The sequence below is a fragment of the uncultured Fibrella sp. genome, assembly GCF_964250085.1.
Taxonomy (GTDB): Bacteria; Bacteroidota; Bacteroidia; order Cytophagales; family Spirosomataceae; genus Fibrella.
Map to the genome: position 1 here is coordinate 258,476 of NZ_CAXUEC010000010.1, position 26,214 is coordinate 284,689.

At 52.6% G+C, this 26,214-nt stretch carries 21 protein-coding genes; 16 read left to right on the plus strand and 5 right to left on the minus strand.

What is annotated here, in order from left to right; all coding sequences use genetic code 11:
- Window positions 1–6: 6 nt before the first annotated feature.
- From rpmF to accC, 6 genes are all read left to right on the plus strand, one after another.
- On the plus strand, window positions 7–201 hold the full coding sequence (rpmF, locus tag ACFE8Q_RS25525; RefSeq protein WP_375448279.1) for a 50S ribosomal protein L32: 195 nt from the start codon (window positions 7–9) through the stop codon (window positions 199–201).
- A 207-nt stretch (window positions 202–408) separates the two neighbouring features.
- Window positions 409–1,353, plus strand: a complete 945-nt coding sequence (plsX, locus tag ACFE8Q_RS25530; protein ID WP_375448280.1) for a phosphate acyltransferase PlsX — start codon at window positions 409–411, stop codon at window positions 1,351–1,353.
- Between the two features lie 18 nt (window positions 1,354–1,371).
- On the plus strand, window positions 1,372–2,355 hold the full coding sequence (locus tag ACFE8Q_RS25535) for a beta-ketoacyl-ACP synthase III (protein WP_375448281.1): 984 nt from the start codon (window positions 1,372–1,374) through the stop codon (window positions 2,353–2,355).
- A gap of 124 nt (window positions 2,356–2,479) precedes the next feature.
- Entirely contained in the window at window positions 2,480–3,043 is a 564-nt protein-coding gene (gene efp, locus ACFE8Q_RS25540) for an elongation factor P (RefSeq protein WP_375448282.1), read from the plus strand.
- 103 nt (window positions 3,044–3,146) lie between these two features.
- Window positions 3,147–3,626 (plus strand): acetyl-CoA carboxylase biotin carboxyl carrier protein, encoded by a 480-nt coding sequence (accB, locus tag ACFE8Q_RS25545; RefSeq protein WP_375448283.1) that lies wholly within the window; start codon window positions 3,147–3,149, stop codon window positions 3,624–3,626.
- 105 nt (window positions 3,627–3,731) lie between these two features.
- Entirely contained in the window at window positions 3,732–5,075 is a 1,344-nt protein-coding gene (gene accC / locus ACFE8Q_RS25550) for an acetyl-CoA carboxylase biotin carboxylase subunit (protein ID WP_375448284.1), read from the plus strand.
- Between the two features lie 133 nt (window positions 5,076–5,208).
- Here the strand turns inward: accC and ACFE8Q_RS25555 are convergent, their stop codons facing one another.
- Together ACFE8Q_RS25555 and ACFE8Q_RS25560 are read right to left on the minus strand one after the other, a co-directional pair.
- Window positions 5,209–6,033, minus strand: coding sequence for an outer membrane beta-barrel protein (locus ACFE8Q_RS25555; RefSeq protein ID WP_375448285.1), 825 nt, complete (start codon window positions 6,031–6,033; stop codon window positions 5,209–5,211).
- A gap of 83 nt (window positions 6,034–6,116) precedes the next feature.
- Window positions 6,117–7,451 (minus strand): SGNH/GDSL hydrolase family protein, encoded by a 1,335-nt coding sequence (locus tag ACFE8Q_RS25560; RefSeq protein WP_375448286.1) that lies wholly within the window; start codon window positions 7,449–7,451, stop codon window positions 6,117–6,119.
- Between the two features lie 259 nt (window positions 7,452–7,710).
- On the opposite strand from ACFE8Q_RS25560, the gene lysM reads away from it, so the two are divergent.
- The 8 genes from lysM to ACFE8Q_RS25600 all read left to right on the plus strand — a co-directional run bounded on the left by lysM (window position 7,711) and on the right by ACFE8Q_RS25600 (window position 17,500).
- Window positions 7,711–8,181, plus strand: a complete 471-nt coding sequence (gene lysM, locus ACFE8Q_RS25565) for a peptidoglycan-binding protein LysM (RefSeq protein WP_375448287.1) — start codon at window positions 7,711–7,713, stop codon at window positions 8,179–8,181.
- Window positions 8,182–8,332: 151 nt separating this feature from the next.
- On the plus strand, window positions 8,333–10,513 hold the full coding sequence (locus tag ACFE8Q_RS25570) for a bifunctional aldolase/short-chain dehydrogenase (RefSeq protein WP_375448288.1): 2,181 nt from the start codon (window positions 8,333–8,335) through the stop codon (window positions 10,511–10,513).
- An 83-nt stretch (window positions 10,514–10,596) separates the two neighbouring features.
- Window positions 10,597–11,871 carry a sugar isomerase gene (locus tag ACFE8Q_RS25575; protein ID WP_375448289.1) on the plus strand — a complete coding sequence of 425 codons (1,275 nt, stop codon included), beginning with the start codon at window positions 10,597–10,599 and terminating at the stop codon, window positions 11,869–11,871.
- A gap of 120 nt (window positions 11,872–11,991) precedes the next feature.
- The gene (locus ACFE8Q_RS25580; RefSeq protein WP_375448290.1) at window positions 11,992–13,422 is read left to right on the plus strand and encodes an FGGY-family carbohydrate kinase; all 1,431 of its coding nucleotides are present in this window, start codon (window positions 11,992–11,994) and stop codon (window positions 13,420–13,422) included.
- Window positions 13,423–13,538: 116 nt separating this feature from the next.
- Window positions 13,539–14,306: a (Fe-S)-binding protein gene (locus tag ACFE8Q_RS25585; protein ID WP_375448291.1), complete on the plus strand. Its 768-nt coding sequence runs from the start codon at window positions 13,539–13,541 to the stop codon at window positions 14,304–14,306.
- Window positions 14,307–14,308: 2 nt separating this feature from the next.
- Window positions 14,309–15,673, plus strand: coding sequence for a lactate utilization protein B (locus tag ACFE8Q_RS25590; RefSeq protein WP_375448292.1), 1,365 nt, complete (start codon window positions 14,309–14,311; stop codon window positions 15,671–15,673).
- Window positions 15,674–15,769: 96 nt separating this feature from the next.
- Window positions 15,770–16,372 carry a lactate utilization protein C gene (locus tag ACFE8Q_RS25595; RefSeq protein ID WP_375448293.1) on the plus strand — a complete coding sequence of 201 codons (603 nt, stop codon included), beginning with the start codon at window positions 15,770–15,772 and terminating at the stop codon, window positions 16,370–16,372.
- 111 nt (window positions 16,373–16,483) lie between these two features.
- Window positions 16,484–17,500, plus strand: coding sequence for a GntR family transcriptional regulator (locus ACFE8Q_RS25600; RefSeq protein ID WP_375448294.1), 1,017 nt, complete (start codon window positions 16,484–16,486; stop codon window positions 17,498–17,500).
- Between the two features lie 64 nt (window positions 17,501–17,564).
- On the opposite strand, the gene ACFE8Q_RS25605 is transcribed toward ACFE8Q_RS25600, so the two are convergent.
- Complete coding sequence (locus ACFE8Q_RS25605; protein ID WP_375448295.1) at window positions 17,565–18,443, minus strand: DNA/RNA non-specific endonuclease; 879 nt, start codon at window positions 18,441–18,443, stop codon at window positions 17,565–17,567.
- 114 nt (window positions 18,444–18,557) lie between these two features.
- Here ACFE8Q_RS25605 and ACFE8Q_RS25610 point away from each other — a divergent pair, with 114 nt between their 5' ends.
- Both ACFE8Q_RS25610 and ACFE8Q_RS25615 read left to right on the plus strand, forming a co-directional pair.
- On the plus strand, window positions 18,558–20,747 hold the full coding sequence (locus tag ACFE8Q_RS25610) for a tetratricopeptide repeat protein (RefSeq protein ID WP_375448296.1): 2,190 nt from the start codon (window positions 18,558–18,560) through the stop codon (window positions 20,745–20,747).
- 246 nt (window positions 20,748–20,993) lie between these two features.
- Complete coding sequence (locus tag ACFE8Q_RS25615; protein ID WP_375448297.1) at window positions 20,994–22,220, plus strand: ATP-binding protein; 1,227 nt, start codon at window positions 20,994–20,996, stop codon at window positions 22,218–22,220.
- A gap of 6 nt (window positions 22,221–22,226) precedes the next feature.
- Here the strand turns inward: ACFE8Q_RS25615 and ACFE8Q_RS25620 are convergent, their stop codons facing one another.
- Both ACFE8Q_RS25620 and scpA read right to left on the minus strand, forming a co-directional pair.
- Window positions 22,227–23,570, minus strand: coding sequence for a S41 family peptidase (locus ACFE8Q_RS25620; RefSeq protein ID WP_375448298.1), 1,344 nt, complete (start codon window positions 23,568–23,570; stop codon window positions 22,227–22,229).
- 424 nt (window positions 23,571–23,994) lie between these two features.
- Window positions 23,995–26,193, minus strand: coding sequence for a methylmalonyl-CoA mutase (gene scpA / locus ACFE8Q_RS25625; RefSeq protein ID WP_375448299.1), 2,199 nt, complete (start codon window positions 26,191–26,193; stop codon window positions 23,995–23,997).
- Window positions 26,194–26,214 lie beyond the last annotated feature (21 nt).

Here is a 26,214-nt window from a genome sequence, read left to right on the forward strand (position 1 = left end):
TTAACAATGGCACACCCCAAACGCCGCCACTCGACCACCCGCCGCGATAAACGCCGGACGCATTACAAAGTAGAAGCCGTAACGCTGGCGACCGACTCAGCAACGGGCGAAGTTCACGAGCGTCACCACGCCCATGTATTTGAGGGTAACCTCTTTTACCGGGGCAAAATGGTAATCGAAGGGTACCGACCTACGGTTTAAACCCAGTTGGTTACCGACCTTGCCGGGGAGGTTTTTTGTTAAAAAAGTACCTTCCTACGGTACATTCATTCTATGAAGTAAACGAGTATTTCGCCGACATCGGGTCTAAGATGAACGCGGAATACTTTTTTATTGCCCCCCGGCTACTAATTTTACGCGCCCAATACCGAACTCTGCTGGTGTTGGCTCATTAAGCTGCTCGATAAAATGAAGATTGCCGTGGATGCCCTGGGTGGCGATTTTGCACCAGAAGCGATTATTGAAGGCGTTGCCGCTGCTGTAAAAGACGGTTTGCCCCAAGACGTCACCATTGTGCTCATTGGCCCGGAATCGGTGCTGACCACGCAGTTGAGCAAACAGGGCCTGGTTAATCACTCTGCCATTGAGTTCGTTCATGCAGAAGATGTGATCGGTATGGGCGAACACCCGACCAAAGCGCTCTCGCAGAAACCAAATTCAACCATTAGTGTTGGTTTCAAACTGTTGAAAGAGCGCCAGATCGACGCTTTCTGCAGTGCTGGCAATACGGGCGCTATGCACGTGGGCGCCCTATTTAGCATTAAAGCCATCGAGGGTGTCATTCGCCCCTGTATTGCCGGGTTTGTGCCGCAGATGGATGGCAAAACAACGATCATGCTCGATATAGGGGCCAATGCAGACTGTAAACCCGAGATGCTGGCCCAGTTTGGCGAACTTGGTTCGATCTATGCCAAACACATGTTCGACATCGATTCGCCCCGGGTGGCCCTAATGAATATTGGCGAAGAAGAGCAGAAGGGATCATTGGTGGTGCAGGCTGCTCACCAACTCCTGAAAGATTCACGCCGTATCAACTTTGTCGGTAATATTGAAGGCAAAGACATGTTTATGAACCGGGCCGACGTCATCGTCACCGACGGTTTTACCGGAAATGCACTGTTTAAATTAGGCGAGTCGTTCTACGAAGTGGCTACACAGCGTGGGCTTAAAGACGATTTCTTCGATAAAACAGATTATGCATCCGTTGGTGGCAGCCCAATAATTGGCGTAAATGGCAATGTGATCATCGCGCACGGTATTTCATCGGCCAAGGCTATAAAAAATATGCTCAATCTGGCTATTCGGCAGGTGCAGGCAGATGCCCACACTAAAATTGCCCAGGCGCTTAAGTGAGTATCCCGTAACAGATTTATGATAAAAGCAGCAATTACCGGTGTTCATGGCTACGTACCTGATTACGTATTGACCAACGCTGAACTGGAGCGGATGGTCGATACCAACGACGAATGGATCACGTCGCGCACTGGCATCAAAGAGCGACATATTCTTAAAGGTGAGGGTATGGGAAGTTCGCATATGGGAGCCGAAGCCGTGCGCGGACTATTGGCCAAGACCAATACTGCCCCTGAAGATGTCGACCTGCTGATCTGCGCCACCGTTACACCCGATTATGTATTTCCGGCCACGGCCAATCTTATCTGCGATATGGTTGGCATTCACCATATTGGAAGCTTCGACATTCAGGCTGCCTGCTCTGGCTTCCTTTACGCACTAACCGTTGGTACTCAGTTTATTGAAAGTGGTAAGTACCGGAAAGTGATCGTTGTGGGGGCTGATAAAATGTCGGCCATTACCGATTATACCGACCGGACAACCTGCGTTCTTTTTGGCGATGGCGCGGGAGCAGTGCTGCTGGAAGCGGCCGAAGAAGGGTACGGCATCCTCGATTCAATTATCCGGTCAGATGGTGTAGGTCAGTATCATCTTTTCCAGAAAGCGGGCGGAAGCCGCTACCCACCCAGCCACGAAACCGTTGAGAAGCGCTGGCACTACGTGTATCAGGATGGCCCGTCTGTTTTTAAATTTGCCGTGAAAAACATGGCCGATGTATCCGCCGAAATCATGCAACGCAACCACCTCGATGGGGGCGATGTGGCGTGGCTGGTACCGCATCAGGCAAACAAACGCATTATCGATGCCACCGCCAACCGCATGGGAATCGGGTCGGATAAGGTGATGCTTAATATTCATAAGTACGGCAACACCACGGCCGCCACTATTCCATTGTGCCTGTTTGACTACGAATCGCGGTTACAAAAAGGCGATAACCTTGTACTGGCTGCCTTTGGGGGCGGTTTTACCTGGGGGGCGGTATACGTGAAGTGGGCTTACTAAACAGGTCATTCGTAGTCATTAAATGGTCATTGATAGTCATTCACTTGTTGACGTCTGCGATTATAGCTAATGACAGAAAATGACTATAAGTGACCATTAATGACAATTAATTACATTTCAAAATATGGCAACGACCGCAGATATTCGGAACGGCTTAGTTATTAACCACAACTACGACCTTTTTCAAATTGTTGAATTTCAACATGTTAAGCCCGGAAAAGGGGCCGCTTTCGTTCGTACGAAACTAAAAAGCCTGACAACGGGCCGGGTTATCGATAACACATTTAACTCAGGAGTAACAATTATTCCTGTTCGGGTTGAGCGTCGGAAATTCCAGTACCTCTACAAAGATGAAGCTGGTTATAACTTCATGGATCAGGAAACGTTCGATCAAATTAATATCGACGAAAAAATTCTTGACCAGGCTGATCTGATGCGTGAAGGGCAGGAGGTAGAAATACTGATGAACGCCGAAAACGACACGCCATTGACTTGCGAACTACCCGTTTCGGTTGAACTTGAGGTAACTTACGCCGAACCCGGTTTGAAAGGTGATACGTCGAGCGGTGCTAAAAAGCGCGTAGAAGTAGAATCAGGTGCGATGATCAACGTACCCCTGTTCATTAACCAAGGTGATAAAATCCGTGTCGACACCCGCACACGGGAATACCAGGAACGAGTGAAGTAGAAGAAGTTTACCGTTTTCAGTTGCGTTGTCTTAAAGACACGCTACTTAACAGCAGAGCAACTGAAAACAGCAAACTGAAAACGGTAAACCCTTTTTTTAAGATATGAGCACACAAGACATTCAACAACTGATCGATTTCATCTCGAAATCAGGCCTCGACGAGGTGAAAATCGAGACTAGCGAGCTGAAAATCAACGTGAAGCGCTCTGCAGCTCCGGCTGTAATTGCGGCTCCGGTACCAGCTATGCTGCCAGCAGCGGCTCCAGTAGCAGCCCCCACCGCGCAGCCAGCGGCGGCTCCCGTTGCTACGCCAGCGCCTGCCGCCGAAGCGCCAGCCACGAACCATGTCACGATCAAATCACCGATGATAGGTACGTTCTACCGGTCGGCCAATCCTGAATCGCCCATGTTTGCAGAGGTAGGCGACGAGATCAAACCTGGTAAAGTGGTGTGTATCATTGAAGCGATGAAACTTTTCAACGAAATAGAAGCCGAAATATCGGGTCGCATCGTGAAAGTGCTTGTTGAGAATGCGACGCCTGTCGAGTACGACCAGCCGTTATTTATTGTCGAACCACTATAAGTTTTCTGTTTTCTGTCTTCAGTTTTCTGTTGCTCCACTGGCTGGAGAACTGTGAATCAGCGGAGCAACAGAAAACTGAAGACAGAAAACAGAAAACTGTTTTTTATGTTCAAGAAAATCCTAATTGCAAATCGGGGCGAGATTGCGTTGCGGATCATACGTACCTGCCGCGAAATGGGCATTCGTACGGTGGCCGTTTACTCAACAGCCGATCGTGACAGCCTCCATGTGCGATTTGCCGATGAGGCGGTCTGCATTGGTCCTCCGGCTAGTCGCCAGTCGTATCTGAATATTCCGAGTATTATTTCGGCTGCTGAAGTGACGGGAGCCGACGCTATTCACCCTGGCTACGGCTTTTTGTCAGAAAACGCTGAATTCTCGCAAATCTGTGCCGACTACGGAATCAAGTTCATTGGCGCCACGGCTGATCAGATCAACAGCATGGGCGATAAAGCTACGGCGAAGGCCAGTATGCGGGCAGCCGGTGTACCTGTAATTCCCGGTTCAGAAGGTCTCTTGGAATCGATTGAGCAGGGAAAAGAACTGGCAGCGGGTATGGGTTATCCGGTCATCATCAAGGCAACAGCCGGTGGTGGTGGTCGTGGCATGCGGATCATCAAAGCCGAATCCGACTTCGAGAAAGCCTGGAATGATGCGCGCACTGAGGCCGGGGCAGCTTTTGGTAATGATGGTCTTTATCTTGAGAAATTCGTTGAAGAACCCCGCCATATCGAAATCCAGATTGTAGGTGACCAGTACGGTAAAGTGTGCCACCTGTCGGAGCGTGATTGCTCCATTCAGCGGCGGCACCAGAAACTACTGGAAGAAACGCCTTCGCCAATTATGACCGACGATTTACGGACACGGATGGGCGAAGCAGCCATCCGGGGCGCTCAGTCGATTGGGTATGAAGGGGCTGGTACGGTTGAGTTTCTGGTGGATAAGCATGGCGAGTTCTATTTCATGGAAATGAACACCCGGATTCAGGTAGAGCACCCGATTACGGAAGAAGTGACGGATTTTGACCTGATCAAAGAACAGATCAAAGTAGCCGCTGGCGTGCCAATTTCGGGGGTCAACTATACGCCGAAACTGTTTGCGCTGGAGTGCCGGATCAACGCCGAAGACCCAGCCAACAACTTCCGCCCATCGCCCGGTAAGATCACAAACCTGCACTTCCCCGGCGGTCACGGTGTTCGAATCGATAGCCATGTGTATACTGGGTACGTTATTCCACCAAACTACGACTCGATGATTGCCAAACTGATCGTATCGGGGCAGTCGCGGGCAGAGGTGTTAACGCGCATGAAGCGGGCTTTGCAGGAATTTGTAATTGAAGGAATCAAAACCACAATTCCGTTCCACATCAAGCTGATGGACGATCCCGGTTTCCAGTCGGGTAATTTCACGACCGCATTTCTGGAAACGTTCGATTTCTCTGATCTATAGTCTGTAAAAAAAACTATAAGGTCTAACCAGGACCTTATAAGCTTAAAAAAAGCCGCTCCTGAACAGTCAGGAGCGGCTTTTTTGTGGAAGCCAGGTACGTTGTCAGCAACAGGTTGTTGCGCTGCTACTTGCTCTACGGAAGCTTGATGCCTGCTGTGACGCTGGCAATGCCCAGATACCCTTTGATATTTGTATCCTTATAAACGCCACCAGCGGGAACAGCATAGCGAATGTCAAGGTCAAGCCAGGAGAGAGGCGATACGCCCAGGCCTACTTCCAGCGCCCAGGTAAATCGTTTCACTTCCAGGTTGGCTGCTTCCCGGCTGCTCAGCAGATTGGTCGTCTCCGGCGTTGGCGGAATGGCAATGGCCGCCGCAAAACCGATGGCCGCATTGGGGTTAACCTGGCCAACCGTACTGCGCTCAGCCTGCGACTTGTTGACAAAAATCAGCGTCGGCCCCATGTACGCACGGAGCTTATTGTTTAACAAACGCCGCCCGAAAAGTACAGGTACGTTGAATGACTCGATAGACGACTCAGACGTGATATCGACCGTTGCGTTGAGCAGACCCGGCGCGAAACTGATTGGTAGCTGTGCCGCCAGACTTGGTTCGGCATTCACATCGAGTGTAACGTTCGTTTTCTGCTTCAACAGATACCGGTTGTAGGTCAATTCAACCTGAACGAACCCTTTCCGGTTATAGCTATTGAACCGAACAAACGCCCCGCCTGTGTAGCCTACACCAGTACCGTTGCGCTTGTTATCGATTTGCGGTATCGTTACACCCGCAATACCCGTTGGCTGGGCCGGAATAGTCGTATAACCATGTACAAAGGTGGGGCCACCTTTTAAGCCTACTTCGATTGAGCGAATGGGCGACTGAGATGGCGACTGCGCCAGTACGGCCGTTGATGTCAACAGCAGGGCAGCAGCTATGTTGTGTACTGAATATTTCATAGGGATCAATGCAGGTTGAACGCTGACTATCAGATACCGGTAATGAACCGCATCTATGTTAATCAAGGTCTACCCGCTGTGCTTTAAGGTTGAACCAGAACTTTGCGGTAGCGCGTGGCGTCAACCAGCGGAATAGTGGAGCTATACTTGGCGTTGATGCTTTTGATGATCTCATTGGCCAGCAGGGCATACCCGGCCGGTGTAAAGTGAATACCATCCAAGCTCATTACACCGCCCAGGATGTAGCTCAGCGAGAAGTTTACGCCATTCTGCGCCAGGCCAGTTGATAACTGATTCGTCAGCGTGCTAACATCGACCCAGGCAAGCCCACGGCTATCCGCCTGCGCCTTCATGATCCCGTTATACTCATCGATCTTGGCATTCAACGCCGCTACCTCTTCGGCATCCAGTACCAGTTCGTTGGCCAATGGATTGGTCAGCGACAGACCGTAGGGGCCAATTTTTGTGCCAACATCCGTGCGGCCAATGGTAGCGTAGGCCGCCTGCTGCGCCAGCAGTAGCAAATCACCAGTTTTGGAGGCCCGAATACCACCCGGTGCCAGTGGTGCCTGAATGACCAGCGCCGTAACGGCCGGGTTAGCCGCCGCAATTTTGGCGATTACCTGGGTAAGCGTAACCGTCTGGAAGAAGGCAGCCGTCGTCACCTTAGGAATACCGATGACCACACCCTGCCGACCGTTGGCGTTGAGCGTACTGATCAGCGCATTGTAGTTGGCAGTAAACAGCGCAGTTGGTGTAAACGGAGTAACACCACCCGTGGTAGCGTATCCAAGTGCATCGTTATTTCCCATAAAGCACGAGAAGAACGTCGCATCGGTCACGTTATCACCCACAAACTGCTGGTAAGTCCGTAATGCAGACACATCGGGTAGTAACCGCTCGAAATACGGATTACCGGCGGCTGATCCATAACCGGGCGTCTGGGTGTCGCTCATCCGAATACCGGGTACACCAAGGTTGTTGAGGGGACCGATAAATTTGGTAAAGAGCGGTTTACCGTTGACCAGGCCGCGTACTGCCTGCGGAGCCACTTGTGCGGTAACAGGCAGTCCGCCTGAAGCGGCGGTGGGGAGGCTGGTTAGCTTAAGGTAACCGGTTCCGGCAGCCTGTTCAGGAGTGAACAGTGGCTGGACAAACGTGCTGCCACCGCGGACCAACCGAAATTGTTGGGCCAGAATGCTCGGGTACGAATTAAGCTGCCCGTCGCGATACAATCCATTGTCGGCATAACCTGCTGTAAGTGAATTGCCAACTGCAACATATTTGGTGAAATTAGCTGTACCAGGTAAGAGCGGGTCAATAACCCCAGGCTGGTCGTTTTCATAGCATCCTGCCGTACTAACCATAAGGCCCATGAGGGCTATCCAGCGTAGGGGATGGGTAAAGCGAAATTGCATAAGCATTGTAACGATTATATGAAGACACTTTGGTCGTGTTCACACAAATATAACAGGCTTACAGGTGCCTCTAGGTGCATTGAATAGTATTTAGCAAGGTTTTTTTGTGAATCTGGTCATCTCTCCTGTATGCCAATAGAGCAAATTCAGATGTGACAATAGAATAATAAGCTCGTCTGTATGTTGGTTTGTTTGGGGAAAACGCGTTGTTTGTGCCTGTATAAAACCAATGTCTCACACTTAATCTTTTTTTACACACATGGGTCTATTAAGTTTTTTCAAAGGTGTTGGTGAAAAAGTCTTCGGAAAAAGCGAAGACGCACCTGCTGCAACGCCCGCCGCTGCCGATCCGGAGCCGCTGAAAGCCAGTGCTTTACTAAGTCACGTTAAACAGTTAGGCCTCGCCTACAAAACGCTGACAATTAAAACCAAAGGCGACACGGTGACCATCGAAGGTGAGGTGGCCAAGCAGGAAGACGCCGAGAAAATTGCGTTGGCTGTAGGTAACGTAGAGGGCGTAACGGTCGTTGACAACCAATTGGTGGTCGATAGTCCTGAGCCGGAAGCTAAGTTTCACACGGTTGAAGAAGGCGATACATTATCGGCTATTTCTAAGAAAGTATATGGCGACCCAATGAAGTACGGCATCATCTTCGAGGCCAACAAGCCTATGCTGAAAAGCCCTGATCTGATCTATCCGGGTCAGGTTCTGCGGATTCCGCAATTATAGGCTGATTAAAAGCCTAACGGAGAAGCCTGTCGCCAGTATGGTGACAGGCTTTTTTGGCTTATACCGGTAGGGAGGAGGAGGAAACTAAGCCTGATGGCAGTAGGTACGTTTGTGTTGAATCTTCTTTAAAGCAACACATCGAGTTAGTTGTATGCTAAACCAAACTCACGTTTCCCAAACTCACGTTTCCCAAACTCACGTTTTCAACCACGTCAGTTACCTCTGGGACGAGGCTAAGGCTGCCGAGCTACTGGCCACTGGCGAACCCCACGACCGTGAGGTGGCCCTGCTTATTTACCGGTCTAACCTGCTGGGTGCCGATCTGCGGCTAACCAACTATGGCGGCGGAAACACATCCTGCAAAGCAATGGCGAAAGACCCGCTAACCGGCAGATCTACAGAGGTAATGTGGGTGAAAGGCTCTGGTGGTGATATTGGTACGCTCACCCGCTCCGGGCTGGCCGCCCTTTATGTCGACCGGCTACGAAGCCTGGAGGGGATTTACCGGGGTATCGAGCAGGAAGACGAGATGGTTGACCTATTCAACTACTGCCTCTACGACCTGGCCTCCAAAGCGCCTTCTATCGATACACCCCTGCACGGATTTCTTCCCTTTGCGCACATCGATCACCTGCACCCCGATGCGGCGATTGCCATTGCGGCGGCCAAAGACGGTAAACGCATCACCGAGGAACTGTTCGACGGACAGATTGGATGGGTTGACTGGCAGAAGCCCGGTTTCGATCTGGGGCTGCAACTGCGTAACTGCCTCGACGAAAACGCCGCCAATGGCATTCAACTGCGGGGCATTATGCTCGGGTCGCACGGCCTGTTTACCTGGGGTGATACCGCCTACGAAAGCTATATAAATACGCTCGAAGTGGTGGAGCGGTGTGCCGAGTACATTGAATCGCAAACGGGGAAAAAAGGTCCGGTCTTTGGTGGACAGCGCATCGAAAGTGAAGCTCCCAATACCAGAAAAGAACAGGCGGCTTCGTTGGCACCGATCCTTCGGGGCCTGTGTAGCACAGAGCGCCACATGATCGGCCATTTTACCGATGATGAACGCGTGCTGGAGTTTACCAACTCGAACGATCTAGCGCGGTTGGCTCCGCTGGGTACGTCCTGCCCCGATCACTTCCTGCGCACCAAGATCAGCCCACTCGTGCTCGACCTGGCACCCGACGAAGATGTGAGCGACATTGCCGCCATTCAGGCGCGGCTCGAACCCGCATTCAACGCTTACCGGGTTATGTATCAGGCTTATTATGATACCTGCAAGCACCCAAACAGCCCGGCCATTCGTGATAAGAATCCAGTGGTATTGCTGTGGCCCGGCGTGGGCATGTTCACCTTTGCCAAAGACAAACAGACGGCCCGCGTAGCCGCCGAATTCTATATCAACGCCATCAACGTGATGCGCGGTGCCGAGGCTATTTCGGAATACACGTCACTGCCTCGTCAGGAAGCCTTTAACATTGAGTACTGGCTGCTCGAAGAAGCAAAACTTCAGCGCATGCCCAAACCGAAGCCCCTGTCGGGCAAGATCGCGCTCGTGACGGGCAGCGGCGGCGGGATTGGTAAGGCTATCGCCAAGAAAATGGCGCAGGAAGGAGCGTGTGTCATTTTGAACGATATTGACCAGGAACGACTCGACGCGTCGAAGGCGGAATTTATCAAAGCATTCGGGGCTGATGCCGTGGCCACGACAACATTGAACGTGACTGACGGCGGTAGCATCGGCGACGCCTATAAAGCGGCTTGCCTGGCGTTCGGGGGCGTTGATATCGTCGTTAACAACGCGGGTATCAGCATTTCGCGGCCTATCGCCGAGCATACTATCGAAGAATGGGATCGGCTATATGATATTCTGGTGAAAGGCCAGTTTATGGTTACTCAGGCGGCCGTAGCTGTCATGCGGAAGCAGAAGCTGGGCGGTGATATTGTGAACATCGTATCGAAAAATGCGCTGGTTGCCGGACCAAACAACGCTGGTTATGGCTCGGCGAAAGCGGCGCAACTGCACCTGAGCCGCCTGAATGCGGCCGAACTGGGCGGCGACCACATCCGGGTCAACACGGTGAATCCCGATGCCGTTATTTCCGACTCCAACATCTGGGCGGGCGGTTGGGCCGAAGGTCGCGCCAAAGCGTATGGCATCACGGTGGAGGAACTCCCCGCGTATTACGCCAAACGGACCCTGCTGAATGAAGTGATCCTCCCCGACGATATTGCCAACGCCTGCTTTGCGTTCGTGGGTGGCCTACTCAATAAATCAACCGGTAATGTACTGAACGTCGATGGCGGCGTTGCCATGGCGTTTGTACGGTAAAGCAATGAACAATTGTCACCAATTCAATTGCAAGACAGAGTTGTTGATAATTGTTCATTGATAATTGATAACTGACTACTCCCATGAACCTGAATCATAACCAACTACAAGACCATAACGCCAGCTTGCTGGCCGGGCACCAACGCAAACTAGCTCCCTGGACCGGTGAACTGGAAAACGCGGAGGCTGTTATTCAAAAACTCATTGATTTTCAGATCGCTATTCCAAGCTGGGCGCTGGGCACCGGCGGAACGCGGTTTGGCCGTTTCCCCGGTGGTGGTGAGCCCCGTTCGCTGGAAGAAAAGATGGACGATGTGGGCCTGTTACACGCCCTGAACCGGAGTAGCGGCGCTATCTCGTTGCACATTCCGTGGGACGTACCTGGCGATGTGGCGGCTATTCAGCAACGCGCGGCACAACTGGGTTTGCGTTTCGATGCCGTCAACTCCAATACGTTTCAGGATCAGCCCGATCAATTGCTGAGCTACAAATTTGGGTCGCTCCAACATGCCGATGCGGCAGTTCGTCAGCAGGCCATCGATCACAACATCGAGGTTATCCGGCACGGCGTGGCACTGGAGTCAAAATCACTGACGGTCTGGCTATCAGACGGGTCGTGTTTCCCCGGTCAGCTCAATTTCCGCAAAGCGTTTTCGCGCACCCTCGAAAGCCTCCAGGCCATCTATTCAGCGTTGCCCGACGACTGGAAAGTGTTTGTCGAGTACAAAGCGTTTGAACCCAATTTTTATTCGATGACAGTTGGTGATTGGGGAAGCAGCTATCTCTATGCCAGTAAGTTAGGGCCAAAAGCATATACGCTTGTCGATCTGGGTCACCACCTGCCCAATGCCAACATCGAGCAGATCGTGGCTATTCTGTTGCAGGAAGGCAAGCTGGGCGGGTTTCACTTCAACGACTCGAAATACGGCGACGACGACCTGACTGTAGGCAGCATCCGGCCCTACCAACTGTTCCTGATCTTCTGCGAACTGATCGAAGGCATGGATGCGCGTGGCATGAACCACGCCGACGACCTGGGCTGGATGATCGACGCCAGCCATAACGTGAAAGACCCGCTCGAAGACCTGTTGCAGTCGGTCGAAGCCATTCAACTGGCCTACGCCCAGGCATTGCTCGTTGACCGGGCCGCGCTGGAAGAAGCCCGCGAAGCCAACGACGTGGTTCGGGCGCAGGAACTGTTGCAGGATGCGTTCCGTACCGATGTGCGCCCGCTGGTGGCCGAAGCTCGCCTCCGGGCGGGTGGGGCGTTGAATCCGCTGGGGCTGTTCCGCCAACTCGACGTGCGCGGGCAACTTATCGGCGAACGCGGACTGAAAACAGTAGCCACAGGACTTTAAAACTAATGAGTGAAAGAGGAAAAGAGTGAAAGAGCGAACGCTATCTTAGGCTAGCTGTTCGTCCTTCTCTTCGTTCCGGCATAAGACAGTCGCTCTTTCACTCTTTTCCTCTTTCACTCTTTGAAAACGCCCGTAATTGCTATTGTTGATGTTGGCAAGACGAACAAGAAGGTGTTCCTTTTTGATCGCCAGTACCAGCTTGTGTGGGAACGGTCAGAGCAATTGACTGAAACGGTTGACGATGATGGCGATCCCTGTGAAGACCTGGAACGCCTGATTAACTGGGCATTAGAGGCTGTCAAGGACGTAATCAGCCTGCCAGATTATGACGTGCAGGCCCTGAATTTTACCACCTACGGCGCCAGTTTTGTCTACGTCGATAAAGATGGTAAACCGGTCGGTTGCCTCGCCAACTACCTGAAACCGTTTCCCGATGACCTTCGGGAGCAGTTTTACAACCAGTACGGCCCGTCGGACAGGCTTTCGGTTGGAACAGCTTCGCCCGCACTGGACAGCCTGAATTCGGGCCTACAGCTATACCGCCTTAAGCACGAACGGGCCGATCTGTTTGCTCAGGTTGCCTATGCCCTGCACTTGCCGCAATACATGAGCTACCTGGTTACCAGCCAGCCAGTGGCCGAAATGACCAGCATTGGCTGCCATACCATGCTTTGGGATTTTCAGCAGGCCGATTACCACGATTGGGTAAAACAGGAACAACTGGATAGCTGCCTTTCGGTGCTGGCTCCGTCTGACAGTGTGACCTCAGTGTCGGTTGGAGGGAAGACATTGAAGGTTGGTGTCGGTTTGCATGATTCCTCATCGGCGCTGATTCCCTACCTGGCCTCTTTTCGGGAGTCGTTTGTTCTGATCTCGACAGGTACGTGGTGCATCAGCATGAATCCGTTCAATACCGATCCGCTGACGGCCGAAGAATTACAGTATGATTGCCTGTGTTACCTGACCTATAAAGGAAAACCCGTAAAAGCGTCGCGGCTCTTTGCGGGTAATGAGCATGAGCAGCAGACCAAACGGTTGGCCGCCCATTTCAACGTACCTGAATCCTACTACAAGCACGTTGGCTATAACGCCGACATTATCAGCCAATTACAACGTACCCACGCGAACGAAGCCGAAACGGATAGTGATTGGCTGGGCATGACCCCGCCCGCAACCATTCCGCCCTTCACCCAGTCGGCGTTTGTGCGGCGCGATCTGGCCGATTTTCCTGACTATGAAACGGCCTACCATCAGCTAATGCTCGATCTGATGGCGCAACAGTTGATTTCAACGGCGCTGGTTATTCCGAGCCATTCGGTTGGTCCTATCAGCCGCATCTTTGTAGATGGCGGATTTAGCCACAACCCAATCTATATGAATTTATTGGCGGCGGCGTTTCCTGATGTCGACGTTTGGGCGGCATCGGTGGCACAGGCAACGGCGTTGGGCGCAGCACTGGCTATCCACGAGCACTGGAATCCCGATCCGGTTCCGGCAGATTTGATTAATTTAACATATTATCCGGCCCCGGAAGTTGAGCCAGAGAGTTAAGTAACTGGTTGAGTGGTTAACTGGTTAATTACATATTCTTAAATCACTCTTGACTAGCTAATTGTCCAATTAACTAATCAACTAGTACCTAAGAACCTCCTTTGTTAGGGTCTCCCATGAAAATAGGCTTATTCATTCCCTGTTACGTCGATCAGTTTTATCCGCAGGTAGCCAAAGCAACGCTGGCACTACTTGACCAACTGGGTTGCTCCGTCGATTACCCCCTGAATCAAACCTGTTGCGGACAACCAATGGCCAATTCGGGTTATGCGCATCTGGCAGGCGGCTGCGATGAGAACTTCATTCGAAATTTTGCGGGTTACGATTACGTCGTGTCGCCGTCGGGTAGTTGTACGCTGCATGTCAAGCAGCACCTGCATGGCCACGATGCCGCCACCGATGCCGATGCAGCGGCCATTCGTGGCCGGGTGTATGAACTCACTGAATTTCTGACCGACGTGCTGAACGTAAACGCGTTGCCGATCCAGAGCCAGGTACGTCCGGCCGGGGTACGTCGTCCCCTGCGCGTAGGACTGCACCAAAGTTGCCACGGGCAGCGGGGGCTACACCTGTCGCCCATGTCTGAACTAATGGGAAAGCAGGGCGTCTCGAAACCGGCCCGGCTGATCCAGATGGTGGACGGACTTGAATTAGTGGACCTTGACCGTCGCGATGAGTGTTGTGGGTTTGGTGGCACGTTCTGTGTAACGGAAGAAGCCATCTCGTCGAAAATGGGTAAAGACCGGGTTGCCGATCACCTGCGGCATAATGTTGATGTGATCACGGGTGTAGACGTATCCTGCCTGATGCACATGGAAGGAATCCTGCGGCGGCAGGGAAGTACCGTAGCTGTAAAACATATTTCGGAGTTGTTAGCCGTCTGATCATGAATAAGATATCGCATGCTGAAGCCGCCGCCGTCTTCAATAAAGATGAAGCCCGCGTTGACTGGCACGACGAAACGCTCTGGTTTGTGCGGAGCAAACGCGACCGGGCAGCGCAGTCGATACCCGAATGGGAGGGGCTGCGCGAAGCGGCCTCGCAGATAAAGAATCACGTGCTCTCCAACATGCACGAGTTACTGGTACGGTTTGAAGAGAACGCCTTGCGCAATGGGATCACCGTACACTGGGCCGCCGATGCCGCTGAACACAACGCCATTGTCCACCAGATACTGACAGATAACAAGGTACAACAAATGGTGAAATCGAAGTCGATGCTGACGGAGGAGTGCCACCTGAACGAGTACCTGAAATCGCACGGTATCGACGTGATCGACTCTGATCTGGGCGAGCGAATCGTGCAGATGCGGGAAGAGCCACCCAGCCATATTGTGTTGCCGGCTATTCACCTTAAGCGGAGCGACGTGGGCGACACGTTCTATAAACACCTGGGCACCGACGCGGGCGCTACTGATCCGCAATACCTGACCGAAGCGGCCCGTCTACACCTGCGCGACACGTTTCTGACCCGGAAAGTAGCCCTCACCGGCGTTAATTTTGCCATTGCTGAAACGGGCGGATTCGTTGTGTGTACTAACGAAGGCAACGCCGATATGGGCGTGCACCTGGCCGACGTACATATCGCCTGTATGGGTTTCGAGAAGGTCATTCCAAAGGCCGAACACCTGGGCGTTTTTCTGCGGTTGCTGGCCCGGTCGGCTACTGGTCAGCCCATTACCACGTTTTCGAGTCATTTTCACAAGCCCCGGAAAGGCCAGCAGATGCACCTGATCATTGTGGATAATGGCCGGAGCCGTCAGCTTGGACGGCCCGATTTTCGGAATTCGCTGAAATGTATTCGGTGTGCGGCCTGCTTCAACACTTGCCCCGTTTACCGGCGTAGCGGAGGCCATAGCTATCACACCGCCATTGCCGGACCAATTGGGTCTATTCTCGCGCCCAACCTCGATATGCGCCAGAACGTCGATTTGCCTTTTGCCAGTACGCTTTGTGGCTCGTGCAGCAACGTGTGCCCGGTGAAAATCGACATCCATGAGCAACTGTATAAGTGGCGGCAGGTGCTGATGCAGGAAGGCTACGGCCCAGCCGCCAAGACCATCGCCATGAAAACGATGGCGAGTGTACTGGAGTCGCCCCGCCTGTACCGGATGGCCGGAAAAGTAGGGCGGGGTGTGTTGCGTTTTGCGCCCGTGGTAGCCGAAAACGGGCTGAACCCCTGGTATAATCACCGCGAAATGCCTGAGCCCCCGGCCGAGAGCTTCCGCGACTGGTTTATAAATAATCATTAAATTTCAATCAACAATGAGTAGTTACCAGTCACCATATTACTTAACTTAGTGCGTTCCTAAGCTGAGCAAACGAACATTGCTCATTGTTCACTGAAAATGGCTTCCCGCGAAACGATACTGGCAGCAATTCAGGCTAATCAGCCTGACCGGTTGCCGTTGCCTGAACAGTTTACATTTGAGACTACGTACCCCGATCTGGTTACGCAATTTGCCGATGTGCTGGCGACTGTAGGCGGACGGGCGGTGACCGTACCCGATTATACGGCCATTGCCACGTACCTGGACGAAACCTACGCCGATGTACTCAATATTGGCACTACGATTCCTGAACTAGCCCATGTCAGCGATATAGACCTGACGCTTATTACGGTGCCCCACGACCTGGCTGGCCTGAACCTGGCCATTATTGGCGGACAACTGGGCGTGGCCGAAAACGCCGCCATTTGGGTCGACGAACAACATATACCATCACATTTCCGCGCCCTGCCCATGATTACGCAGTACCTGGCAATTGTGATCCGGCAGGCCGATCTGGTAACCAATATGCACGAAGCCTACCGCCGTATCGATGTGGCGGCTACTGGTTTCGGCACGTTCATATCAGGCCCATCCAAAACGGCTGACATTGAACAAAGTCTGGTCATCGGCGCCCACGGTGCACGTGGCCTAACGGTATTTATAATGATGAGTGATGAATAAGGAAGGATGAATGAATAGTGATGAATAGCTTTGCACCATAAAAGGCGTTAGTAGTCCGCAAAGTTATTCATCCTTCATCCGCTTTGGCGGCCCGCCTCATCCTTGTCCGTAATGCTTCAGCAGATTGCAATCAACGACTTTTCGAGTACGCCCAAGTACCTCCAGATCTACAATTCCATCACGGAAGGAATACGGAACAAGGACATACTGCCGGGCGATAAACTGCCGTCCATTTTCGAGGTATGTGCCGAGTTCGACGTGTCGAAGCGGACGGTGGAACGGGCCTATGACCTGCTGAAAGAAAAAAAAATAATCGAGTCGACGAAAGGAAAGGGTTCCTATATCAGTGATCTGGAAATAAACCGGGCGTTGAAGGTTTTCCTGCTCTTCAATAAGCTTAGTGCCCACAAAAAGATCATCTACGACGCCTTCATCGACGAGCTTGGACCGGACGTACCCATCGACTTTTTTATCTACAACAACGATTTCCGGCTTTTTAAAACGATTCTGCCAAATCACGCGCACGGTTATACGCATTACGTCATCATTCCCCATTTTTATGAAGGTGGCGAACGCGCCGTTGACCTGATCAACACGCTGCCCAAGCATAAACTGGTGGTGATGGATAAGCTTATTACCGGCCTTACTGGTCGTTATTCGGCTGTCTATCAGGACTTTGAGAATGACCTTGTGCAGGCCCTGACCGATGCGCTACCCTTGTTGCGCAAATACGCCACGTTGAATATCCTGTTCCCGGATTACACCTACCACCCCGAAGGAATTCTGGCCGGATTCCACCGCTTTTGCACCGATTACGGCTTCAGAGCACACGTAACGCCCGCTATTAAGGCGGTCGACATTATGCCCGATTGTGCCTATATCAACCTCATGGAAGAGGACCTGGTTACGTTGATCAAAAAAATTAAAGAGACGCCATATCAGGTAGGTCGCGAAGTCGGGATTCTGTCGTACAATGAAACGCCACTGAAAGAACTGCTGCTGGATGGCATCACCGTTATCTCCACGGATTTTGCCCAGATGGGCCGCACAGCCGCTCAGTTGGTGACGGGTAAAGTAACGGGGCAGATCAAAAATCCATTCCAGCTAACCGTTCGGAAATCGCTGTAGGTACGTTGTACCACGGACTTTAGTCCGTTTTTGTTTAAAAAAACGGACTAAAGTCCGTGGTACATTAATAGCCTGTGCCGGTTTGTTTTTTCAGCGCAATCTGTACGTCGGGTGGTAAGTTGGAGAAAAAGGTCAGGCCCGTCTTTTTCTCCAATTCATTGACTGACAGTCGATAGCTGGTCCATTTCTGGGCAGACACCGACTGGTCGTTAGCGATGTACACGGCGACAACTTGTGTGTTAACGCCAATCCGGTTTAGGTCATCAGTACCGTTTGGCAACACCAGCAACACTTTCCACATGGCGGCGGGAACCGTGATTTTTCCATTGCCTATGCTGCTGGCAAAACCCTGTTCGCCAGTACCGCCAACGCCGGTTGCACCAGCCACCAGATACACTTCGTTGCCACTGTCGAGCAGTTTTCGGGCATATTCTTCCAGATACTTCCACGTTTCCCGGTTAAATTTCGGTGCTTGCGGCACGACGTTTGATAGGACGAACGTGGCTGCGTTGTCGGTTGGGTTACTGTCGCGGTCTTCCGATGGGCACAGGTGGCCCCGATCGAAGCCCGTCTTCTCATAATCGCTTGATTTGATCGTTGAATAACCAGCGGGTAAATCAGGATCAGGGCGGAACGTTTTGGTTCGGGCCGCATCGCCGCGCCACTCAGGGCTGAGGTGCCAGCTTACCCAGTTGGCAATACCCCGGCTACGATTGTAACTTATGGCGAACTGCGGTTTTTCCAGCAGGTAATTGTCAGGATCGACTGTGCTGGCCTGGCTTGGATTACCTAAGGTAAGGTGCTCGCTAACGAATTGGACCGACCGGCTGGGAGGCTTTGAGCCGGTAGGGGGTGGCAAACAGCCATTCAGCGTTACGAGCAAGCTGCTGAAAAGCAGGATTGTCAGTAGCCGATTTTGCGTGAACGTTGATTTTGTTAGCATACTTGCGGAACTTTACTTGACTAAAATACCAGTAAACCCGGATTTACTGAAAACAGACCAGAAACCACAATGTAGCCTGTTTTTTAGGCATATTTAGTATCACAACCCATACGTATGAGTAAAAAGAAACCGGCCGTACCGCAACGTACCGGCTACACAGCCCCGCAAACCGCCGCGCCTCGTCCGGTGGTGGCAACTCCCCCGCGACCGCAGCCTGTCGCCGCACCCCGACCATCAACGCCTGCTGTCTCTGATTTACCCATCGACCCCAGCCCGGTAGCCTGGTGGCCCATGCTGGCCCTGGCAGCAATTGGTCTGCTTCTGTACGCCAATACATTCGGGCATCAGTACGCCCTTGACGACATTGCTGCTATCGGGCAGAACCTGTTTGTGAAGCAGGGATTAAAAGGATTGCCCGACCTGATGCGAACCGAATTCTGGCACTTCAGCAACATTTCGCTGGGGTATTACCGCCCGCTTTCGCTGATTACGTTTGCGTTGGAACAGGAATTCTTTGGCGATAAGCACCCTGAATACAGCCACATGATCAACGCTGCTTTGTACGGCCTTACCGGCCTTAGCATCGGCGCGTTACTGCAAAAATGGTTGCCTGGCAAAGTGGTTGTCGCTTTCCTGGTCGGGCTGGTGTTCATTACGCACCCGCTTCATACCGAGATTGTGGCCAACATCAAAGGCCGCGACGAACTGCTGAGCTTTCTGTTCATCTCGCTCATGCTGCTGACCTATTGGAAGCACCTCGAAGCTAAAACGTCGTTCTGGTATCAGGGACCAACGGCTGATATTGCCCTTGGTGGTTTGTTGACCGTGTTTTCGGTAGTAGCGGGCTGGGTTATTGGTAGTAGCCTACTGGTCAATTCATTCGGGTCAACGGCGGGTGGTATCATTGGCGTGGTTATCATGGGTGCGTTGTCGACAAGTTGGGTTGGCCTGGCATGTGCCTCGCTGTACTTCGCGTTTCTGTCGAAAGAATCCTCGATCGTGAGCCTTGCGCTGATTCCGGCCATGCAGTACTGGTTTGCCCGCCGTAATGTCTTTAACTCAATGATCAGCCTGTGGCCGTTCCTGATTATTTCAGCCTTGTTTTTCTATCAGAAACAGAAGATGATTGGCACGCTAAGCGGTAACCCACCGGTCGACTGGGCTAACTATCCGTACGCCATCCTGAATACGAAGACGTCGACCATGTTCAAGTTCTTCATGTACTACCTGAAGCTGCTGGTGTTGCCCCATCCGCTGGTCTATGACTATTCGTTCAACGTAATTCCAACGGGCGGTAAAGGGGATATTATGTCGTGGCTGGGCTTCTTCTCAATGGTTGGCATGGTTATATTAACATGGATTGGTTTCCGGCGGCGTACCCTTTGGGGGTTTGGCCTGTTCTGGTTCTTTGTCACGATGGTGCCTGGTCTGGGCTTTATCTTCAGCCGGGGTGGTATTCTGGCCGAGCGTTTTACCTACGCCGCCGTGATGGGCTTCGCCTTTGTGCTGATTTGGGCCGTTCAGGCAGCCGTTGCCCGGTTTGGCCTGGATAAAGCCAAAACCAACGTACCCGACAACGTACCTGAAACCGACAGCCAGTCAGTACTCGATTCATTTCGTGCACCACGGCCTGCTATGGCGCAGGTAGCTCTCAATTACGCGCCGCTGGCGCTGGTTGTTGGCCTCACGTGTGGCCTGTATTCGTTCAAAACCATCACCCGCAACCCCGATTGGGAAAACAACTTTGTGCTGTTCAACTCGGCCCTGCCCTACGCGCCTACGAGTTGCCAGGTACAGCGCCACGTGGCCAACGAATGGATCGAGAAAGGCCTGAAAGAACGCGCTAAAATCGACTCGGCCAACGTGCGGATGGCGCGCTACAAAGCCAAAGCCGATTCGATTAAAAAATATCAGGCTATGCTGCCGGAATACAATAAGGAAGCTGGTAAATATGCTCGTCTGGCGTTGGATCACCTCCAGGAGTCGTGCAAGATTTACCCGAATTTTGGTGAATCGTACTTCTCGATGGCCTACGTTTTCCAGCGGATCACGCCCAACGTCGATTCGGCCAAGCATTATTACAAGCAGACCATCAAGGCGGCTTCGTCGTATGCGCCCGCTTACAATAACCTCGGGGTTATTTATCAGAACGAGGGTAAATACCAACTGGCTTCGTACTATTACAACAAGTCGATGGAGGTGAATCCGGCTTATCAGGATGGCAAGAACAATTACGCTGCGCTGAAAAAAGCAACTGGTCTCGATGTTCGTTTCCTCCCTGATTCGGTGATTACCCGCAACTAAAAATAGCGAATACATAAGCGTGGCGTCTTTCTGATAGCGAGCTTCTAACAGGCTCATTATCAGAAAGACGCCACGCTTTCTTTTAGGAGTGGCTACGTGTCCAACACCTGTCATGAAGGCGTATCGTTACAGGTATGTAAATACAACTCCATGTGCATACGTCATTGAACTTGTAGATGTGTATCTTCATGGCTTCGTATACTTAATTGTCCGTAACCACCGTTTGTTCTGCCAAGTTGATTACGTATGTCGCTTACTCCTACAACCAGCCCTGCGCTGACCGGCCTGCCTGGTTCTGAGGCGCAGGCTTCCTCAGATCAGGAGCGAACCCTTCGCGAGAAACTGCTCTTGCGCGAAGCCCAGTTAAGTCAGGCGCAGCGTATGGCAGGCATGGCCAGTTGGGAGTGGTATTTTGGAGGAACTGAAATACGATGGAGCCCGGAGATGTATCAGTTCTGGGGATATCAAACGGGCGAAGTGAGCGTTGACCTGGACAGCGTTGCCAGATCGACCCATATCGACGATCTGCCAATTCTACAAACAGCCGTGGAACGGCTGCTGCAAGGCAATGATGTGGAGATGGAGTACCGGCGGTATGATAAGCTGGGGCGCGAGATTTATATCTACACCAACGGGCAGATCATGCGGAACGAAGCCGGGGAAGCCATCGGCGTATTTGGGATCGACATGGACATTACCAAACGCAAACAGCAGGAACAACACCTGATTGATCTGAACCGGCTACTCGAAGAGAAAAACAAGAAACTGGAGCAGCTTGTTGCTGAGGCCAATACGTTTACGTATATCGCCAGTCATGATTTACAGGAGCCGCTACGAAAAATAAAAAGTTTCAATCAACTCATCCTCGACCAGGAGTCGGATCGGTTGTCGGAGCAGGGGCAGGAGTTCTTCCGTCGTTCCACCGCCGCCGCCGCCCGAATGCAGCAACTGATCACTGACCTCACTGCCTACTCGCAGGTAAATGCCGCCCGGCGGACCAATGAAGATGAAGTCGTAGATCTTACTGAACTGGTCAATCAGGCACGGGCAACTCTCCATGAGCCAATATTGTCGAAGCAGGCGCAGATGCAGGTTGATCCGCTGCCAACGGTAGCCGTTAACCGGCTTGCTTTTCAACAACTGTTTACTAATCTGATCAGTAACGCACTCAAATACCATCGTCCCGGTCATGCACCCAGCGTCACCATCACGTACCAGCGCCTGGCTAGCGGAGACGTACCTGAGCAACACCAGCTAACGATTGCGGATGAGGGAATCGGCTTTGATCCCGTGTATAGCGATCGGATTTTCAACTTATTTCAACGGCTTCACAGCCAGCAGCAGTACGCTGGCACCGGCATTGGGTTGGCCATTTGTCGACGCGTGATGCAGAACCACGGCGGAACCATCCAGGCCATTGGCAAACCCGGCGAAGGAGCCACCTTCATCCTTCGCTGGCCGATGAATCTGTAGGCCCAGTTAATGGCCGTGGCTAAGCTCAATGGCCCGTTCAAGCACCTCATCACGGCCTGCCCGGATCCCCTCACTGGAAGGGTGTACCACTACGTCAGGCACGATGCCAATACGTTGCGTTTCCCGCCCGTCCGGGTAATATACGCCAATGCCGCTGAAGGCAGTACGGTAGCCGCCTGGCAAAGGCACCCACGAAATGTTGCCATCAGCGCCGGCAGTGGGGCTCCCGACAACGGTTACCCGGTCGAGTGTCTGGAAGGCCATCGCGGTAAATTCCGCCTGACTTTGGGTGTCTTCATTCACCAGAACAATAACATTTCCAGTGTATGGTTTCACCCTGGCCGACGGCAGCTTGGATGAGCCCATTTGCTCAAAAACACCCGGGAAGGCCAAATTGGGACGGGTAAACTGCGCAAATGTTGGCCGTTTATCAGTCAGGTACAAGCCCACCAGAGACAGTGTTCCCTGTGGGTAATTGCGTAAGTCGAAAATAATGGTGCGGGCTGTCAGCAGGGGCGTCATTACACTATCGATCTGACGCTGAGTTAGATGTCCCATATTGACATACCCAATACTATCAGGCAGCCATCGGCTGACCGGGTAGTGAGCGTTAAGCGACAGGGAAGCACTTTTGCCGAACTCCTTGTAGGTGTACCGTGAAACAACTATTGTCGTATCCCGACCATGCTGGTTGATTGTGAGCCTGGCTTGCTTGTCGGTACCAACGCCAATAAGATTCCTGACGTTGCGCAGCAAAACCAGTTCGTTAGAGGCCGATACATAGGGCCGAAGCCGATCAATGTGTGCGCGAATGGGTTGCCCATCAATGGCGCTGATCACTGTGCCAACTGTCAAGGCGGGTGATTGGCTGAGTGAGTCATTATAAAACCGGGTAATAACGGCTCTATCGTTTATTAGTTTAAGCTCGAACGGCAGCCATAACGTACCCAGGTTGCAGCGCAAACAGCGTGACTTATCGGTTGAGGTTACAAATCCGTGGCTGTCTTTGATGCTGGCAACGAGTTGATAAATAGCTTGTTGATACGTGTCAGGCGTGTTTGCCTGTTCAAAAATCGGAATCATCTGAATCAAAACGTCATCCCAGCTTCCATCAATAGCGTATTTGTATGGAAAGAAATAGTGAATGATAGTCCAGTACCGAAACAGGGCCAGCAGTCGGTAGGGCTGATCTGGAATAGACATATCTGCGTAGCCCTTCTCGCTCTCGAAGCTTGTGTTCCCAATCCCTTTCTGCTGTTGTACATACTGGTTGTCACCCTGATTCCGGTTGTCTTTCAGGTACGTTAATCGGCTTCGAACGGCTTCTGTGAAGAGAAGGGAATCTGTCAAAAACGATAGGTCCAGATTCTGCCGGCCAAGGGTGGGCGGTGCAGCTACCAATTGGCATTTCCGACATCTTTTTACCACGCCCAGACTATCAATTAATCTGACGTAGACAGCGTTAAGCGCCCGCTTATTGTTAACCTGCCGGATAACAGGAAGCAATTGAATTAGCTGTTGATCCCAGTCCCGCTTTCCCGATGCTACAACAGGGTGGTAATATTTCAGAAAGCCCCAGACTTTACAAAGCGACGAAAGCTTTTGCGTGTCGGTTAGCGGTTGGGCAAGGGAAGTTGTGACTGCTAAACACAGGAGAACGAGGCAGCGCATACGTTGAGCAAGTACAGATAGGTTCACCACACAGACCAAAGCCACTGACCGGAGGTTGGCAGTGGCTTTTCATAAAAAAATATAAAGAGCATTGATTGGCCACTCAACTGCCCGGAACGCCTGGTGCCATCAATTCGACCAGAATCTTCTGGGCGGCGATGGAAATGATGGTGCCAGGGCCAAAAACGCCCTTTACGCCCGCATCGTATAGAAACTGGTAGTCGCCCGCCGGAATAACGCCCCCGGCAATGACCATGATATCGTCGCGGCCAATGGCTTTCAATTCGTCAATGAGTTGAGGCACCAGCGTTTTGTGCCCGGCCGCCAAACTGGAAACGCCCACGATATGCACATCGTTTTCGGCGGCTTGCCGGGCTACTTCGGCGGGCGTTTGAAAAAGAGGGCCCATATCCACGTCGAAGCCCAGGTCAGCAAAACTCGTGGCGATGATTTTAGCCCCACGGTCATGCCCATCCTGCCCCATCTTAGCCACCAGAATCCGGGGGCGACGCCCGTCAACAGCGGCAAACTGATTGGTCATTTCGCGCGCCTGTCGGAAGTTCTCATCATCCGACACCTCGGCCGAATACACGCCCGATACAGAACGGATCGTGGCCTTATGACGTCCAAACGCTTTTTCGAGCGCATCCGAAATTTCGCCCAGCGTAGCCCGGTGACGCGCGGCTTCAACGGCGAGAGCGAGCAAGTTTGACCCCACCCCCGTCCCCTTCCCGTTGGAGAGGGGTGAATCTCCTGTTGTGCCCCTCCCCGTTGGGGAGGGGATAGGGGTGGGGTTATGCGCCGCCGCTGTCAGTGCCGACAATGCCTCGTCAACCTGCGCCTGATCCCGGTTGGCACGTACCTGCGCCAGCCGCGCCACCTGCGACTCGCGCACCGCCTGGTTGTCAATGTCCAGCAAGTCAATGATGGTATCGGTGGCAGGTTTGTAGCGGTTTACGCCCACAATCACATCTTTACCACCGTCGATGCGCGCTTGCTTACGGGCAGCGGCCTCTTCGATACGCAACTTGGGTAACCCCGTATCGATGGCTTTTGTCATGCCTCCGAGCTGTTCCACCTCGTCGATCAACGCCCACGCTTTCTCGACGAGTTCGTTGGTCAGGTACTCAACATAGTACGAGCCGCCCCAGGGGTCAACGGCGCGGGTGATGTCGGTTTCGTGTTGCAGATACAGTTGCGTGTTCCGGGCAATGCGGGCCGAAAAATCGGTAGGCAGGGCAATGGCTTCGTCGAGTGAGTTGGTATGCAGGCTTTGCGTGCCACCCAGTACCGCCGCCAGCGCCTCAATGGCCGTTCGGGCCACGTTGTTGAACGGGTCCTGCTCGGTGAGGCTGTAGCCCGACGTTTGGCAGTGGGTACGTAAGGCCAGCGATTTGGCGTTCTGCGGTCCAAACTGCTTCACGAGCGTAGCCCAGAGTAAGCGCCCGGCCCGAAGCTTGGCGATCTCCATGAAGTGGTTCATGCCGATACCCCAGAAAAACGATAGGCGCGGCGCAAACTGATCGATGCTCATGCCCGCCGCCAGACCCGTACGGATGTATTCCAGCCCGTCGGCGAGGGTGTAGGCCAGTTCGAGGTGAGCCGGTGCACCCGCTTCGTGCATATGATACCCGCTGATACTGATCGAATTGAACTTGGGCATGTGTTGGCTGGTGTAAGCGAAAATATCGCCGATCAGCCGCATCGATGGTTCGGGGGGGTAGATGTAGGTGTTCCGCACCATGAACTCCTTCAGAATATCATTCTGAATGGTACCCGACAATTTTTCGGCCGCAACGCCCTGTTCTTCGGCCGCCACGATGTAAAACGCCATGATGGGGAGTACGGCCCCGTTCATGGTCATCGACACCGACATCTGATCGAGCGGAATCTGATCGAACAGGATTTTCATGTCTTCGACCGAATCGATGGCCACACCCGCTTTGCCCACGTCGCCCACCACGCGCGGATGGTCCGAATCATAACCCCGGTGCGTAGCCAGATCAAAGGCAACCGACAGGCCTTTTTGTCCACCCGCCAGGTTGCGCCGGTAAAAAGCGTTCGACGCTTCGGCGGTCGAAAAGCCGGCATACTGGCGAATTGTCCACGGCTGACGAACGTACATGCTGCTATACGGCCCACGCAGATAGGGCGGAATACCCGCCTGCCAGTTCGAGACGTTTTCAGGTACGTCGGCCAGCGTAAAACGCGGTTTTAGTCGAATTCCTTCAGACGTGGTGAACAACTGGCTCGAAGGTGATCCAGAATCGGAATTTTGCTTGTTGAGGAAGGTTGGTTGCATGATGCTGAATGTCTTGGGGAG